The sequence below is a fragment of the Bradyrhizobium sp. 35 genome, from assembly GCF_023073215.1.
GTDB classification, from domain to species: domain Bacteria; phylum Pseudomonadota; class Alphaproteobacteria; order Rhizobiales; family Xanthobacteraceae; genus Bradyrhizobium; species Bradyrhizobium canariense_D.
In genome coordinates this window covers 77,291-92,507 of the sequence record NZ_JADPJC010000044.1, presented here as the reverse complement: position 1 = coordinate 92,507, position 15,217 = coordinate 77,291, and the positions used below count along the sequence as shown (strand labels likewise).

The 15,217-nt window shown below is 64.7% G+C and carries 18 protein-coding genes; 6 read left to right on the top strand and 12 right to left on the bottom strand.

Annotated elements, in window-relative coordinates; all coding sequences use genetic code 11:
- Window positions 1–396: 396 nt before the first annotated feature.
- The 3 genes from IVB36_RS07845 to IVB36_RS07835 all read right to left on the bottom strand — a co-directional run bounded on the left by IVB36_RS07845 (window position 397) and on the right by IVB36_RS07835 (window position 2,432).
- Window positions 397–1,182, bottom strand: a complete 786-nt coding sequence (locus IVB36_RS07845; protein WP_018459794.1) for a hypothetical protein — start codon at window positions 1,180–1,182, stop codon at window positions 397–399.
- A gap of 136 nt (window positions 1,183–1,318) precedes the next feature.
- Window positions 1,319–1,924, bottom strand: coding sequence for a 3-isopropylmalate dehydratase small subunit (gene leuD / locus IVB36_RS07840; protein WP_018459795.1), 606 nt, complete (start codon window positions 1,922–1,924; stop codon window positions 1,319–1,321).
- Window positions 1,925–2,030: 106 nt separating this feature from the next.
- The gene (locus IVB36_RS07835; protein ID WP_026233877.1) at window positions 2,031–2,432 is read right to left on the bottom strand and encodes a metallopeptidase family protein; all 402 of its coding nucleotides are present in this window, start codon (window positions 2,430–2,432) and stop codon (window positions 2,031–2,033) included.
- Window positions 2,433–2,586: 154 nt separating this feature from the next.
- Here IVB36_RS07835 and IVB36_RS07830 point away from each other — a divergent pair, with 154 nt between their 5' ends.
- The 3 genes from IVB36_RS07830 (at window position 2,587) to IVB36_RS07820 (ending at window position 3,906) form a co-directional block, all read left to right on the top strand.
- Window positions 2,587–2,868, top strand: coding sequence for a hypothetical protein (locus IVB36_RS07830; RefSeq protein ID WP_018459797.1), 282 nt, complete (start codon window positions 2,587–2,589; stop codon window positions 2,866–2,868).
- A 57-nt stretch (window positions 2,869–2,925) separates the two neighbouring features.
- Complete coding sequence (locus tag IVB36_RS07825) at window positions 2,926–3,186, top strand: hypothetical protein (RefSeq protein WP_026233878.1); 261 nt, start codon at window positions 2,926–2,928, stop codon at window positions 3,184–3,186.
- A 159-nt stretch (window positions 3,187–3,345) separates the two neighbouring features.
- Entirely contained in the window at window positions 3,346–3,906 is a 561-nt protein-coding gene (locus IVB36_RS07820) for a hypothetical protein (protein ID WP_247391073.1), read from the top strand.
- Between the two features lie 53 nt (window positions 3,907–3,959).
- Here IVB36_RS07820 and IVB36_RS07815 read toward each other — a convergent pair whose 3' ends face one another.
- The 7 genes from IVB36_RS07815 to ffh all read right to left on the bottom strand — a co-directional run bounded on the left by IVB36_RS07815 (window position 3,960) and on the right by ffh (window position 9,884).
- The gene (locus tag IVB36_RS07815; RefSeq protein WP_018459800.1) at window positions 3,960–4,169 is read right to left on the bottom strand and encodes a hypothetical protein; all 210 of its coding nucleotides are present in this window, start codon (window positions 4,167–4,169) and stop codon (window positions 3,960–3,962) included.
- Window positions 4,170–4,264: 95 nt separating this feature from the next.
- Window positions 4,265–5,671, bottom strand: a complete 1,407-nt coding sequence (leuC, locus tag IVB36_RS07810; protein ID WP_026233880.1) for a 3-isopropylmalate dehydratase large subunit — start codon at window positions 5,669–5,671, stop codon at window positions 4,265–4,267.
- A 323-nt stretch (window positions 5,672–5,994) separates the two neighbouring features.
- Window positions 5,995–6,378: a 50S ribosomal protein L19 gene (gene rplS / locus IVB36_RS07805; RefSeq protein ID WP_018459803.1), complete on the bottom strand. Its 384-nt coding sequence runs from the start codon at window positions 6,376–6,378 to the stop codon at window positions 5,995–5,997.
- Window positions 6,379–6,488: 110 nt separating this feature from the next.
- Entirely contained in the window at window positions 6,489–7,244 is a 756-nt protein-coding gene (trmD, locus tag IVB36_RS07800; protein WP_018459804.1) for a tRNA (guanosine(37)-N1)-methyltransferase TrmD, read from the bottom strand.
- Window positions 7,245–7,362: 118 nt separating this feature from the next.
- Window positions 7,363–7,908, bottom strand: coding sequence for a ribosome maturation factor RimM (gene rimM / locus IVB36_RS07795; protein WP_018459805.1), 546 nt, complete (start codon window positions 7,906–7,908; stop codon window positions 7,363–7,365).
- Between the two features lie 9 nt (window positions 7,909–7,917).
- Window positions 7,918–8,250 carry a 30S ribosomal protein S16 gene (gene rpsP / locus IVB36_RS07790; RefSeq protein WP_007598827.1) on the bottom strand — a complete coding sequence of 111 codons (333 nt, stop codon included), beginning with the start codon at window positions 8,248–8,250 and terminating at the stop codon, window positions 7,918–7,920.
- Between the two features lie 86 nt (window positions 8,251–8,336).
- On the bottom strand, window positions 8,337–9,884 hold the full coding sequence (gene ffh / locus IVB36_RS07785; protein ID WP_018459806.1) for a signal recognition particle protein: 1,548 nt from the start codon (window positions 9,882–9,884) through the stop codon (window positions 8,337–8,339).
- A gap of 330 nt (window positions 9,885–10,214) precedes the next feature.
- On the opposite strand from ffh, the gene IVB36_RS07780 reads away from it, so the two are divergent.
- Entirely contained in the window at window positions 10,215–11,279 is a 1,065-nt protein-coding gene (locus IVB36_RS07780; protein WP_018459807.1) for an MBL fold metallo-hydrolase, read from the top strand.
- Window positions 11,280–11,367: 88 nt separating this feature from the next.
- Here the strand turns inward: IVB36_RS07780 and IVB36_RS07775 are convergent, their stop codons facing one another.
- Both IVB36_RS07775 and IVB36_RS07770 read right to left on the bottom strand, forming a co-directional pair.
- A complete protein-coding gene (locus tag IVB36_RS07775) occupies window positions 11,368–12,087 on the bottom strand; it encodes an SIMPL domain-containing protein (protein WP_018459808.1) in 720 nt (239 codons plus the stop codon).
- 5 nt (window positions 12,088–12,092) lie between these two features.
- Window positions 12,093–12,866 (bottom strand): GyrI-like domain-containing protein, encoded by a 774-nt coding sequence (locus IVB36_RS07770; RefSeq protein ID WP_247391071.1) that lies wholly within the window; start codon window positions 12,864–12,866, stop codon window positions 12,093–12,095.
- A 220-nt stretch (window positions 12,867–13,086) separates the two neighbouring features.
- Here IVB36_RS07770 and dapF point away from each other — a divergent pair, with 220 nt between their 5' ends.
- Together dapF and mtaB are read left to right on the top strand one after the other, a co-directional pair.
- The gene (gene dapF / locus IVB36_RS07765; protein ID WP_018459810.1) at window positions 13,087–13,962 is read left to right on the top strand and encodes a diaminopimelate epimerase; all 876 of its coding nucleotides are present in this window, start codon (window positions 13,087–13,089) and stop codon (window positions 13,960–13,962) included.
- The gene (gene mtaB / locus IVB36_RS07760; RefSeq protein ID WP_247391069.1) at window positions 13,962–15,215 is read left to right on the top strand and encodes a tRNA (N(6)-L-threonylcarbamoyladenosine(37)-C(2))-methylthiotransferase MtaB; all 1,254 of its coding nucleotides are present in this window, start codon (window positions 13,962–13,964) and stop codon (window positions 15,213–15,215) included. Before dapF ends, mtaB begins: the two co-directional genes overlap by 1 nt.
- The last annotated feature ends 2 nt before the right edge of the window (window positions 15,216–15,217 follow it).

Here is a 15,217-nt window from a genome sequence, read left to right as displayed (position 1 = left end):
ATCGACGGCCATCCCCATAGCCGCATCGAAGACCTCATGCCGTGGCGATTCCGCAAAACGTCAAGCCAGCCTCAATAGGGTTGCGGCTAAGCGCTTACGATGCTTCAGCCAGCTTGCAAAGGACTCGATGAGGTCCTGGACAATGGGATAAGGCCTGGTTGCGGTGCTCATGCGAAGCTCCATTCGAACGACGGAATTGGAGCGAGATTAGGCACAATGGTGCAGGTGCGCGTTGCGCTGGATCAAATACAGCTCTCGTGTCCCGGACGCGCTGCAGCGTGAAGCGCTGCTCGCAGAGCCGGAGCCATCTCGCCGCATCGCTGGGCCCCGGCTCAGCAACGCACCGCTTCGCGCTGCGCTGCGTCCGGGCGCGAGAGCGCCGCACAGCGGAGAAAATTATGCGAACCGCTCCGCCGCCCACGCATACAGGCTGCCCGGGATCGGCTTCTCACCGCCGCGGCCCTTGGGCGAGATATGCAGGCCGATGATGTCGCGGTCGGTGACGAGGCCGAGATAGCTCGAGGGATCGAAGAACAGTTTTGGCTCGGCATGCACGGCGTAGAACGATTGCTTCGGCAAGGCGCAGTGCAGCTCGCCGGTGCGGCGCGCGAGCGCGGTGAGTGCCGCCGGCCCGAAGATCGCGACGCGGATGTCGGAGAGGCGGTTCGAGCCGCCGCGCAGGCGGCGCATCGCAAACGTGACGCGATGGCGCAGCGACAGCCAGTTCGGCGTCAGCTCCTCCTGCTCCATCAGCTCTTCGAAAGCGGCAACGATGCCGTGTTCAGGTGGAAGGTAAATCACGGAGTTGCCGAGCTGGCGCGGCCGCTCCCACGCGAAATAGGGCTTTGCCGGATCGATCTCGACGGGCCTGAGCAGCAGCACGTCGGCGTCGAGCCAGAGGCCGAGGTCCTTCGCCATCAGCTTCATGCGGAAGAAGTCGCTGAACTGAAGCGTGGTCCAGTCGCGCCAGCTGCCGTCCGGCTGCGGCGGTCGCAATCGTTCGGAGAACGCATGTGGCAGGATAGCTTCGGCATCGGCATTCTCGACGCCTGCGGGCAGGCCGGGAATGGTGTCAAAACTGTAGACCGTGACCTTGTGGCCGGCAGCCAGCTGCGAGCGCAGACAGGTCTGGCGCAAGGCGTCCATCGGGCCGTGCCAGAAGGTGACGATGTCGGGCAGCATGCGCGGAGCTTAGAGCATGATCCGGAAAAGTGTGCAGCGGTTTTCCGACAAGATCATGCTCGAAAGATACGGGATAATCAGAACAAAGAAAAAGCCCCGGCGCTTGTAGCACCGGGGCTTGAACAAAAACTTGAGATCAGGCCCAGGCGCGTTCGCGCTTTAGCTTGTCCTCATAGGTGTCGATCGAGGCCTTCTTCTCCATCGTCAGGCCGATGTCGTCGAGGCCGTTGATCAGGCAGTGCTTGCGGAACGGGTCGATCTCGAACTTGACCTTGCCGCCGTCGGGACCGCGGATCTCCTGGTTCGGCAGGTCGATCGTCAGCGTCGCGTTGGCGCCGCGCTCGGCGTCGTCGAACAGCTTGTCGAGGTCTTCCTGGGCCACGCGGATCGGCAGAATGCCGTTCTTGAAGCAGTTGTTGTAGAAGATGTCGCCGAACGAGGTCGAGATCACGCAGCGGATGCCGAAGTCGAGCAGCGCCCAGGGCGCGTGCTCGCGGCTCGAGCCGCAGCCGAAATTGTCGCCGGCGACCAGCACCTTCGCGTTGCGATAGGCGGGCTGGTTGAGGACGAAATCGGGGTTCTCGCTGCCGTCGTCCTTGTAGCGCTGCTCGGAGAAGAGCCCCTTGCCAAGGCCGGTGCGCTTGATGGTCTTGAGGTACTGCTTCGGAATGATCATGTCGGTGTCGACATTGATGATCTTCAGCGGCGCCGCGACGCCTTCCAGCGTGGTGAACTTGTCCATGGTTGCGCTTTCCCGGGATGGTCTAGGGAACCGGTATTTATCGCGATCGGGGCGGAAATCCTAGGCCGAATTCGGCAGATCTCGTCTGCCTAACCGGGCTCTCTGCTCAACCCGGCTCTTGAGCCTCGATCGCGGACATATCGTCGTCCGACAGGCCGAAATGATGGCCAATCTCGTGGATCAGGACGTGGCGAACGATATGGCCGAGGCTTTCGTCGTGCTCGGCCCAGTAATCCAGGATCGGCCGGCGGTAGAGCCAGACCATGTTGGGCAGCCGCGCCACGTCGGCAAAACTCTGCTGCGGCAGGCCGACGCCCTGGAACAGGCCGAGCAGGTCGAACTCGCTCTCGCATGCCATCTCGTCCAGGACTTCCTCGGTGGGGAAGTCGTCGACGCGGATGATCACGCCCTCGCACAGCCTACGAAACTCCGCCGGCAGGCGTTCGAACACTTCATGCGCCATCGCTTCCATCTCGGCCAGCGAGGGCGCTTTCAATTCCGTCCACATGGGCTTCTCATAGCGTGGGTTTCGCGGCGATGCATCCGGCTTTATAAGCGCGGCGAGGTTGACGAGCGCCGTCAAAACGGGGAGCGTAGGCCTCGAAGTGGACGTTCAGGTGGGCAGAAAAATGCGAGCGAAAACAGCGCTGACGCTACTGTGCATGGGGTTGTTTTCGCAGTTTTGCGTTGGCGCGGAGGCCCAGACCGCGGCTCCCGGGATCAGGCTGGCCCAAGCGGCCTCGCGAGACGATCTGCCGCCGCCGCGCAAGCGGACCCCGGCGCGCCTGCGCGTCACGCCCTATTACAGTCCGGATGGCGTCTATCCCCGCTACAATCCCGGTCCCGATGCGGTCCGCGAGTGCAACGCCACCTATGTGCAGGAATATCGCCCGAGCGGCACGGTGATCGTGCCGCATATGAGCTGCTACTGGCGCCGGGGCTGATACGAGCGCGATGCCGTCGCGCGCCGATGAAGCGCCATGTTGCAGGCAGAGGCCGTCATGATGAGATGGATCGCGTTGGCCGTCGCTGCCGGACTTGCCGCAGGCCTGCCTCACGCTTTTGCAGCGCATAGGGTGACGAAGCTGCCGGATGCCTCGGCAGGGCGCGCGGCGTTCGACGGAGGGCGACATGTGCGGCCCGACATCATGCATTACGCTCCGCGTCCTGATCCGCATTATTACGCGCGGCCGGTCTTCTACCGCCCCTATCCCTATGCCGTGCCGGCGCCATTCGTGTTCGGCTATGGACCGTGGCGGTGATGCACTAGCCTGCAGGCGCTTCCGCGGAATGCCGTTCATTCATGATGGGTTCACGTCGCTGTCCGTAATTTAATCTCGGGAGCGACCGCCAATGAACACGGATGACGCGAGCCGGGAGCGAGCGTCGCAACTCCGCTGTCCAGATTCAGGGAGAAGTCGATGCTGAGGATATTGGGTCTCAAGGCAAGCCGGATGCGCTTGCTCGGAATTGCGGCCGCCGCGACGCTGATGTTGTCGGCCGGCACGACGCGCCGCGCTGAAGCGATGACACCAGTCAATCCGACCGCGTTGCCTGCGGCGAAGGCCGCAAGTGACGACATGATCCAGGTTCGCCACGGCGGCGGCGGTGGTGGTGGACATGGCGGCGGCTTTCATGGCGGCGGCGGTTTCCACGGTGGAGGCGGCTTCCACGGTGGCGGAGGACATATCGGTGGCTTCCGCGGCGGTGGTTCCCACGCTGGTGGCTTCCGGGCCGCACCCGCCTTTCATGGCGGCGGCTATCGTTACGGCGGAGTTCGCCACTATGGCGGAGGCGGATTCCATCGCTACGGCATCTATCGTCCCGCCTATTACGGCCATCGCCATTTCCACCGGCGCTACTATGGTGGCTACTATCCCTATTACAGCCATCCGCGCCGCTGCCGGGTCATCTGGACCTATTACGGCCCGCGCCGCGTCTGCCGCTGGCATCGCTGGCACCATCCGTATCGCTATTGGTAAGCACGACCGAAATGAAAAGGGCGCCTCGACGGCGCCCTTGTTCATCCGGTGGCCTAAAGCCAATCCTTCAGTTTCCACGTCGCCGACGTCCAGCGCGTGAGGTTCTCCAGCTTCCATTGCTTGAACATCGCCGGCGGCCAGCGGCTGAGCTTCGAGGCCTCCTCGACCTCGGGCTTGGCGACCATGCGCAGCGGTGCCGCGCGCCGCCGGTGCTGGGGCGTCGCCGCGCTGATCAGATCGACATATTCAGGCTTGCTGGCCATGAGCTGGTGTCCTCGCGAAACGCTCGCGAGGACACAGTGTCGGCGCTGCCGATTAACGGCGGTTTGCCGCAATCACTCAAATTGCAGGGAGCAGCTTACCGCCACTCCCTGATGTCGACGAAGTGACCCGCGATCGCAGCGGCTGCGGCCATCGCCGGCGACACCAGATGGGTGCGGCCCTTGAAGCCCTGGCGGCCCTCGAAGTTGCGGTTCGAGGTCGAGGCGCAGCGCTCTTCCGGAGCCAGCTTGTCGGGGTTCATCGCGAGGCACATCGAGCAACCGGGCTCGCGCCATTCGAAGCCGGCCTTGATGAAGATCTTGTCCAGACCTTCAGCCTCGGCCTGCTCCTTCACGAGGCCGGAGCCCGGCACGACCATGGCGTTGACGCCGCCTGCGACCTGCTTGCCTTCCGCGATCTTGGCGGCGGCGCGCAGATCCTCGATCCGGCCGTTGGTGCAGGAGCCGATGAAGATGCGGTCGAGCTTGATGTCGGTGATCTTCGTCCCCGCGGTCAGGCCCATGTATTTCAGCGCGCGGTGCTTCGACAGGCGCTTGGCCTCGTCCGCGATCTTGTCGGGATCGGGCACGCTGCCGGTGACCGAGATCACGTCTTCAGGGCTCGTGCCCCAGGTCACGATCGGCGGCAGCTTCGCGGCATCGAGCCGCAGCTCGTGGTCGAAATGCGCGCCCTCGTCCGAGCGCAGCTTCTCCCAGTAACGCATCGCCGCGTCCCAGTCGGCGCCCTTCGGTGCCTTCGGGCGGCCGCGCAGGAAGTCGAACGCCTTCTGGTCCGGCGCGACCAGTCCGGCGCGTGCACCGCCTTCGATCGACATGTTGCAGACCGTCATGCGGCCTTCCATGCTGAGCGCACGGATCGCGTCGCCGGCGTATTCGAGCACGTAGCCGGTACCGCCCGCGGTGCCGATCTCGCCGATGATGGCGAGGATGATGTCCTTGCCCGTCACGCCATCCGGCAATTTGCCGTCGACAGTGACGCGCATGTTCTTCGCCTTCTTCTGGATCAGCGTCTGCGTCGCCAGCACATGTTCGACTTCCGACGTGCCGATGCCGTGCGCGAGCGCGCCGAACGCACCATGCGTCGAGGTGTGGCTGTCACCGCAGACGATGGTGGTGCCGGGCAGCGTAAAGCCCTGCTCGGGGCCGATGACATGGACGACGCCCTGACGCTTGTCGAACTCGTCGTAATATTCGATGCCGAATTCCCGGGCGTTGTCGGCCAGTGCCTTGATCTGCTCGATGCTTTCAGGGTCGGGGTTCGGCTTGGTGCGGTCGGTGGTCGGCACGTTGTGGTCGACGACGGCCAGCGTCTTCTCCGGCGCGCGCACCTTGCGTCCGGTGGCGCGCAAGCCTTCGAACGCCTGCGGTGAAGTGACCTCGTGCACCAGATGGCGATCGATATAGAGCAGGCAGGTGCCGTCCTCGGCTTCGTGCACCAGATGGTCGTTCCAGATCTTGTCGTACAATGTGGTCGGCTTGGACATGAGCGTCAGCTCCAGGAATGTTGTGTAGAGCGGGTTGCGCGGATAGCGCGCGGGCAACAAAATCGTCAGCGCAGCTTTTAGGCTGCGCGCGTAAGCTCTGACGTTGCCGAGGTCGCGAAGCGTCCGAAGAACCGGCCAGGCAGCCGCGAGCGATCGTCGATGACGACGCGCTTGACGGGCGAGAGGCTGGTCAAATCTGGAAACATTCCAAGAATATATAGCAGGCCGAACCGGAATCGCGAGGGCTTTGACGCGCACGGCTGACGCAACAAAAAAGCGCGGGGTTGGCCCCGCGCTTTTGGAAACTCGCCTGTAAGCGGAGCTTACTCGTTGACGGCAGCCGGACGGTCCTGCTTCTTCTCGACGATGCGGGCCGACTTGCCGCGAAGGTTGCGGAGATAATAGAGCTTGGCGCGACGCACCTTGCCGCGGCGCACCACCTTGATCGAGTCGATCATCGGCGACATCACCGGGAACACGCGCTCCACGCCTTCGCCGTACGAAATCTTACGCACCGTGAAGCTCTCGTTGAGACCGCCGCCGGAACGGCCGATGCAAACGCCTTCATAGGCCTGCACGCGGGTGCGGTCGCCTTCGACGACCTTCACGTTGACGATCACGGTATCGCCGGGGCCGAATTCCGGAATCTCCTTGTTGGCGGAGAGCTTGTCGAATTGCTCTTTTTCGAGCTGTTGGATCAGGTTCATGGGTAAATCTCCATCGGCGCGCCCAGCCTTGGAAAACGGGGGCTGCGCGAAATTCGTTTATCCAGCCATTGCGGATGTGGCCGCTGCTATAAGGCAAGCCGGAGCGTTTGTCACCCGTCTGTCTTGTTTTTTGGCGTTTTTTGGCGTCCGCCCCGATTCGGGACTTTGCTCGGGATCCGGGCCCACAAATCCGGTCGCCGGGCCGCGGTCAGGGCCTCGGATTCCTCCCGCCGCCAGCTGGCGACCTTGGCATGGTCACCGGAGGTCAGGATCTCCGGAATCGGGGTTCCCTCGAACCGCTGCGGCCGGGTGTATTGGGGGTATTCGAGCAGGCCGTCCGAGAAGCTTTCCTCGGTTCCCGAGGCCTCCTTGCCCATCACGCCCGGAAGCAGCCGAACACAGGCGTCGATCAGGGCCAAGGCCGCGATTTCGCCGCCGGAGAGGACGTAATCCCCAATCGAGACCTCCTCCAGGCCCCGCCCGTCGATCACGCGCTGGTCCACCCCCTCGAACCGCCCGCAGACGATCAGAGGACCCGGGCCCTTGGCGAGTTCGAGAACCCGGGCCTGGGTCAATGGCCGACCCCTCGGGCTCATCAGCAGTTTCGGCCGGTCCGGCCCGATCCCGGCGGCATCGATCGCGGCCGCCAGAACATCGGCCCGAAGCACCATGCCCGGTCCGCCGCCGGCCGGGGTGTCATCGACACTGCGGTGGCGGTCGGTGGCCGAGGCCCGGATGTCCCGCGCCTCCAGCTCCCAGAGCCCGCCAGCCAGCGCCCGGCCGGCCAGGCTCACGCCCAGCGGCCCCGGAAACATCTCCGGAAACAGCGTCAGCACCGTCGCGCGCCAGGGTGAGGGGTTGGTCATCGGATCTCAGTTATTGTCGTCCCGGACAAGCGGAGCGCAGATCCGGGACCCAGAACCACCGCACTTCGTTTGGCGACGGCTGGCGCGATCAGCTTAGCTAAAAATTCTGGCACTGTGGTTATGGGTCTCGGCCTTCGCCGGGACGACCCGGGGAGGGATCCTCGCCCGCGATCTCCTGCGGCAGCGCGATCACGACGCGGCCGCCGGCGATGTCGACCTCCGGCACCACCGCATCGGTGAACGGCAGCAGCATCGTGGTGCCTGTGGGCGGCGCAATCTCGATGATGTCACCGGCGCCGAAATTGTGGATCGCGAGCACGCGGCCGAGCGCATCGCCGGCCATGGTGACGGCGGCGAGCCCGATCAGATCGGTGTGGTAATATTCGCCCTCGTCCGTCGCGGGCAGCTTTTCGCGCGCGACGTAGAGCTCGATGCCGTTGAGGCGCTCGGCCTCATCGCGAGTCGTGACGCCCTTGAACGTTGCAACCAGATGATCCTTGGCCGCGCGCGCCGTTGCGACCTCGAACTGGCGCTTGCCGTCCTTGGACGAAAGCAGACCGTAGCTCCGCACGGCAAACGGATCTTCCGTGAAGGTCCACAGTTTGACCGCGCCGCGCACACCATGCGCGGCGCCGATCCGCGCGACGCAGACCAGCGCCGGCATGATCTGGCCTTAACCCTTCGCGGCGGCTTCGGCCTGCGCCTTGCGCTCCTTGCGCGGCACGGCCTTCTCGGGGTTGTTGCGCACTTCGCGCTTCTTGACGCCGGCGGCGTCGAGGAAGCGCGATACACGGTCCGACGGCTGCGCGCCCTTGGCGAGCCAGGCCTTCACCTTGTCCATGTCGAGCTTCAGCCGGGTCTCGTTGTCCTTCGGCAGCAGCGGGTTGAAATAGCCGAGACGCTCGATGAAGCGGCCATCGCGCGGAAAGCGCGAATCGGCGACGACGACGTGATAGACGGGACGCTTCTTGGTGCCAGCGCGGGCGAGACGGATAACGACGGACATCTAAGTTCTCCTTCAAAGTACGTTTTGTTCGGTTGATTGGTATTCCGCGTTGCGCGAGACCGCTGCGATCTCCCGCGACGAATTCCTCATTTCTTCTTGCCAGGGAAACCGCCGAGACCCGGCAGCATCGGCTTGCCGCTCAGCCCGGTCAGGCCCGGAACGTTCGGCAGACCCTGGCGCAGCCCGGCAGGTAGATCCTTCGGCAGGCTGGGCAGACCCTGTCCGCCGCCACCCTGCATCTTCTCCTGCAGCGCCTTCATCTCTTCCGGCGAAGGCGGCTTCATGCCGCCGCCAAAGCCCATCGCCTGCGCTATGCCCGCGAGCGGACCGCGCTTGCCGGAGCCCATGGCCTTCATCATATCGGCCATGTTCCGGTGCATCTTGAGCAGCTTGTTGACCTGCTCGACGCTCTGGCCGGAACCTGCGGCGATGCGCTTCTTGCGGCTGGCCTTGAGCAAATCGGGATGACGGCGCTCGTCGCGCGTCATCGAATCAATCACCGCGACCTGGCGCTTCAAAATCTTGTCGTCGATGCCGGCGGCCGCGATCTGGTTCTTCATCTTGGCGATGCCGGGCATCATGCCCATCAGGCCGCTGATGCCGCCCATATTGGCCATCTGCAACAGCTGCTCGCGCATGTCGTTGAGGTCGAACTGACCCTTGCGCATGCGCTCGGCGGTGCGCGCGGCCTTTTCGGCATCGATGTTGGCGGCAGCGCGTTCGACCAGCGAGACCACGTCGCCCATGCCGAGGATGCGGCCGGCGATACGATCAGGATGGAAATCCTCCAGCGCATCGGTCTTTTCGCCGGTGCCGAGCAGCTTGATCGGCTTGCCGGTGACCGCGCGCATCGACAGCGCGGCGCCGCCGCGGCCGTCGCCGTCCACGCGCGTCAGCACGATACCGGTGAGGCCGACGCGCTCGTCGAAGGCGCGAGCGAGATTGACGGCGTCCTGGCCGGTGAGGCTGTCCGCCACCAGCAGCACTTCATGCGGATTGGCGGCGGCTTTGATCGCTGCCGCTTCCGCCATCATCTCTTCGTCGAGCGTGGTACGGCCGGCAGTGTCGAGCAGCACGACGTCGTAGCCGCCGAGCTTGCCGGCCTCGAGCGCGCGCTTCGCGATCTGCGCCGGCTGCTGGCCGGCGACGATCGGCAGCGTCGGAATGTCGAGATCGCGGCCCAGGACGGCCAGCTGCTCCATCGCCGCGGGACGGTAGATGTCGAGCGACGCCATCAGCACCTTGCGCTTGTCGCGCTGGACCATGCGACGGGCGAGCTTTGCGGTGGTGGTGGTCTTGCCGGAGCCTTGCAGACCGACCATCATGATCGGCACCGGCGGCACGGAATTGATGTCGATGGTCTGGCTTTCGGCGCCGAGCGTGTTGATCAGCTCGTCATGGACGATCTTGACCACCATCTGGCCTGGCGTCACCGACTTGACGACGGTGGCGCCGATCGCCTGCTCGCGGACCCGCTCGGTGAAGCTGCGCACCACCTCTAACGCGACGTCGGCTTCCAGCAGTGCGCGGCGCACTTCGCGCATCGCGGCGTCGACGTCCTTTTCGGTCAGCGCACCGCGCCCCGTCAGACGATCGAGAATGCCGCCAAGCCGTTCCGACAGATTGTCGAACAATGCCGTTGTCCTTTTTTCACCTCTCCCCGCAAGCGCGGGGCGAGGGAGCAGAAATCCAAACACCTTCACGCCCGAGGGCGCATCGCGCTGTCGGGCGTTGGCCTCTGGCCTCTGGGACCAGTCGGCGGGTCGAAAAGAAAGCCTTTCCGAGAAGTGCCGGGGTTAAACGCCGCTGACGCCCGAAAGTCAAGGAAAGTTAGGGTGGCCGGGGCTGCTTTGGAAGGCAAAGCCTTGAAAAGATGAACTTTCCGGCGGCGGGTTCCTTTTCCGCAGACCCCGCCCATATAGCGGTGATGTCCTCCCCCTCCGACCATCTTTGAAGCCAGTTCCGTGCCGATCACCCGCCGCCGCCTTTTCGGACTGCTCGCCGGTGCCGGCGCATTGGTCGGCGTGCCCTCCCTTTGGATGTCCCGCATGAAAACCTATGACGGCCCGGTCTCCGACCATTTCGACGGCCTGAACTTCTTCGATCCGGACGGCGTGCCGCCGAAATCGCTTCGTGAGGTCCTGCGCTGGCAATTCGGCGGCAAGCGGCAGCGCGCGACTTGGCCGGATTGGGCGCCGAGCCCCCATGCCGACGCCCCGCCCGACCGCGTCCACGGCGACAAGGTGCGGCTCTCTTTCGTCGGCCACGCCAGCTGGCTGATCCAGACCGGCGGCCTCAATATTCTCGTCGATCCCGTCTGGTCGACGCGGGTCTCGCCCGTCAGCTTCGCCGGGCCGAAACGGCACAACGATCCCGGCATTGCGTTCGACAAGCTGCCGAAGATCGATGTCGTGCTGGTCTCGCACGGCCATTACGATCATCTCGACATGGCGACGCTGTCGCGGCTCGCCAAGAATTTTGCGCCGCGTGTGGTGACCCCGCTCGGCAATGACGTCACGATGCGCAGCACCGATGCGACGATCAAGGTGGAAGCGTTCGACTGGCATGATCGCGTCGAGCTCGGCGGCGGTATCGCCGTGACCCTGGTGCCGACCCGGCACTGGTCGGCGCGCGGCATGTTCGATCGCAACAAGGCGCTGTGGGCGAGTTTCGTGCTGGAGACGCCTGCGGGGAAAATCTACGTCGTCTGCGATTCCGGCTACGGCGATGGCGGGCATTTCCGCCGCGTCGCCGAGAGGCACGGGCCGCTCCGCCTGGCGATCCTCCCGATCGGCGCCTATGAGCCGCGCTGGTTCATGCACGACCAGCACATGAACCCGGAAGACGCGGTGAAGGCGCTCGCGGATTGCGGCGCGCAAGCCGCACTCGGGCATCACCACGGCACGTTTCAGCTGACCGATGAAGCAATCGATGCGCCGGCGAAAGCGCTGGTCGAGGCGCTCGATGCCGCGAAGGTTCCGCAGGAAAGATTTGTGGCGATGAAGCCGGGGCAGGTGGTGGAGATCTAGCTTCGCCGTCGCTTCGAACCCGCTGTCGTCCCGGCCTAGTGCGCAATTGCGGCCGGGACGACAATCGAGTCTGTAGCGGCAGCTGCCCCTACTGCTCTTTCGCCTTGATCGCCCAGCTCACATTCACCGTCACCGCTAGCGTTTCCTCGCCCGGCGCGACCGCGGCCTGCGGTACGGCCATGGGAGCTGCGGCCATGCGTCCCTTGAACAGCGGCATCGGGGCGCCGCCTTCGGAGACGCTGAGCGGTGCACCCAGCGTGACGCCGGTCGCCTTGGCGTAGATCTCCGCTTTGCGGCGGGCGTCTGCGACAGCTTTCTCGCGGGCATCGTCGAGCAGTTTCGAGGCCTGCGTAACCTCGAAGGAGATGTTGCCGATATCATTGGCGCCGGCGCCGACCAGCGTGTCGATGATGGCGGCGACCTTGGTCACGTCGCGGATCTTCACGGTGACGCGGTTTGAGGCGCGGAAGCCGACCACGGGCGAGGCGCCGGTGGATTTGTTCTGGCCGTATTGCGGCTGCAGCGACAGCCGCGAGGTCTGGTAGTCCTTCTCGTCAATGCCTGCGCCCTTCAGCGCCAGCAGCACCTTGCCCATCGCGGCGTTGTTGGCGTCGGAGGCTTCCTTCGCAGACTTGGCGTCGTTGGCGACGCCGGCGTCGATCTGCGCCAGATCAGGCGCGGCGGAGATCGTGGCTTCGCCGCTCACCGAAATCGCGGACGGAAAATCGTCGGCGAGCGCAGGCGTTGCCAGCATCGTGGCGGCAAAGGACGCAACAAGGGAGGTCAAAAGGATGGCAGGCTTTTTCATCGGTTTCACTTCAGCGGCACGAAAACATTGATCACGAGCTTGTCCTCCGCCGTCTTCAGGGGATCGGTGAGGTATTCCTCGATGAAGGTGTCCTTGGCTTCCAGCTTCTTGTCGTCGAGATGATTGGTGATCGCCTCATAGGTGTTGTCCATGTTGTCGTAGGAGCCGCGATGAACGAATTTCAGCGCCTTGCCCTCCGGCGATTTGCCGACGCTCATGTCCTTGGGCAGGTTCTTCGGGGCCTGCTCGACCGGGATCTCGGCTAGGAAGGTGAAGCCGGTGTCGTCGGTCGAGGTGTAGACGATCATCGAATTGCCGGCGTGCTTGATGCCCTGCTTGTCCAGCAGCGTGTTCAGCGCCTTGAAGGCGTCAATCAGCGTGTCGAAGGCCGAGTCCCAATTGGCAGTGCCCTTGACCATCAAAACCTTCTTGGACTCGAGCGTGGTCTCCTGGCCGAAAGGATCGGCCGTCTGCACGGGAGCCGGCGTCGCGGCGGCAGCCGGGGGCGGAGTGGCCGGGCTGGGTGACGCACTGGCGGCTGGCGAGGGCGAGGTTGCAGGGGACGTTGCAGGGCTTGGCGTGGCGCTGGCCGCCGGCGAGGGCGTGGCGACGGGGGCAGCGCTCGCGGCCGGGGCGGGCGAAGCCGACGGGGCCGGCGAGGGGCTCGCTGATGCGGCCGGTGCCGGGCTCGGCGTTTGGGCCAGCGTGGCGGACAGACTAAACGACAAGGCCGCTGCCGGGATCAGCGCGGCCAAAACGAGACGACGAAACCTGAACATTTTTATTCTCCCCAATAGCTTATCCGCCAAGGCCTTACGTCCCCGAAGCCTTAGCCCGGCCGCATGTCCCGGATCGCGCGAATTGCGCCGTTCTAACACGCGAGCGCCGAATTCGTCCCATGACAGATGCGTCATGGCAGCGTCCTGGCTCTTGTCGGCAAATCACTGGCCAAGAGGGCCAAGGATCGCCATATAAGGCAGGCGAAATTCGGGAATTTTCATGAGCGCGCTGGCCAACCACGCATTTGCCAAGATGAACGGCATCGGCAACGAGATCGTCGTTGTCGACATGCGCGATTCCACCTCAAAGGTCACCCCGGACGATGCCCGCGCGGTGGCATCGCCGCGAGGCGGCGTGCCCTACGACCAACTCATGGTGCTGCAGAAGCCGCGCTTCGACGGCACCGAAGCGTTCATCAGCATCTACAACAGAGACGGCTCCGAGGCCGGCGCCTGCGGCAACGGCATGCGCTGCGTCGTGCGGCGCATCTTCGAAAAGACCGGCCAGAGCACGGCAACGTTCGAGACGGCCGCGGGCCTGCTCAATGCCTGGCAGGGTCCGGCGCCGGATCTTTATACGGTGGACATGGGCGCGCCGAAGTTCGGCTGGCAGGACATTCCGCTCGACCAGGAATTTCGTGACACCCGCTACATCGAATTGCAGATCGGCCCGATCGACAATCCGATCCTGCATTCGCCCTCGGTGGTCAGCATGGGCAATCCGCATGCGATCTTCTGGGTCGATGACGTCAACGCCTACGACCTCGAGCGTTTCGGTCCGCTGCTGGAGAACCATCCGATCTTCCCGGAGCGCGCCAACATCACGCTAGCCCATATCGTCGATCCCCAGCACATCACGATCCGCACCTGGGAGCGCGGCGCCGGCCTGACCAGGGCCTGCGGCTCGGCCGCATGTGCCACGGCGGTCGCGGCGGCGCGGCTGAAGCGCGCCGAGCGCAATGTCGAGATCACGCTGCCCGGCGGCAAGCTCGGGATCGAATGGCGCGAGCGCGACGATCACGTGCTGATGACGGGCACGGCGACCTTCGAATATGAAGGCCGTTTCGATCCGGCGCTGTTCGCGCCGGTCGGGTGATGAGCGTCGACATCGTCACCTTCGGATGCCGCCTCAATGCTTTCGAGGCCGAGGTGATCCGCCGCGAGGCCGAGGGCGCGGGCCTTTCAGATGCCATCGTCATCAACAGCTGCGCCGTCACCAACGAAGCGGTGGCGCAGGCGAGGCAGTCGATCCGCAAATTGAAGCGCGAGCGGCCGGGAGCGCGCATCGTCGTCACCGGTTGCGCGGCGCAGACGCAAAGCGGCATGTTCGCCGAGATGGCCGAGGTCGATCGCGTCGTCGGCAATGACGACAAGATGCGGTCGTCTGCGTGGCGCGAGGCGCGTACGGCGTTCGATCTCGGTACGAGCGAAAAAATCGCCGTCAGCGACATCATGGCGGTGAAGGAGATGGCGCCGCATCTCATCGACGGCTTTGCGAGCGGGCTGCCCCGCGTGTTCGTGCAGGTGCAGAACGGCTGCGACCATCGCTGCACCTTTTGCATCATTCCGTTCGGGCGCGGCAATTCGCGCTCGGTGCCGATGGGCGCCGTGGTCGATCAGGTCCGGGCATTGGCCGAGCGCGGCCATGCCGAGATCGTGCTGACGGGCGTCGACCTCACCAGCTACGGCACTGACCTGCCGGGCACGCCCAAGCTCGGCATGCTGACGAAGCAGATTTTGCGGCATGTGCCGGAGCTGAGGCGCCTGCGCATCTCCTCTATCGATTCGATCGAGGCGGACAGCGATCTGTTGGATGCAATTGCTGAGGATTCGCGGCTGATGCCGCATCTGCACCTGTCGCTGCAGTCCGGCGACGACATGATCTTGAAGCGCATGAAGCGGCGGCATACGCGCGGCGACGCCATCGCGTTCTGCGACCAGGTCCGCCGGCTGCGCCCGGATATCGCGCTGGGGGCCGACATCATCGCGGGCTTTCCGACCGAGACCGAGGAGATGTTCTCGCGCTCGCTCGATCTGGTCGAGCAATGCGGCCTGACGTTCCTCCACGTCTTCCCCTATTCGCCGCGTCCCGGCACGCCGGCCGCGCGGATGCCACAGGTGGCGGGCGGTGCAATCAGAGAGCGTGCGAAGAGGCTGCGCTCGGCCGGTGAGACCGCGCTCCTGCAGCGGCTGCAAGCCGAGATAGGCGCCACGCGTGAGGTGCTGATCGAGAGCGACGGTCAGGGACGGACGGAGCATTATCTGCCGGTGGCGATTGCGGGCGAGCGTGTGGGGAGTGTGGTGTCGCTGCGGATTGCCGGTCGCGATGGCGCGCGGCTGACGGTGTGATG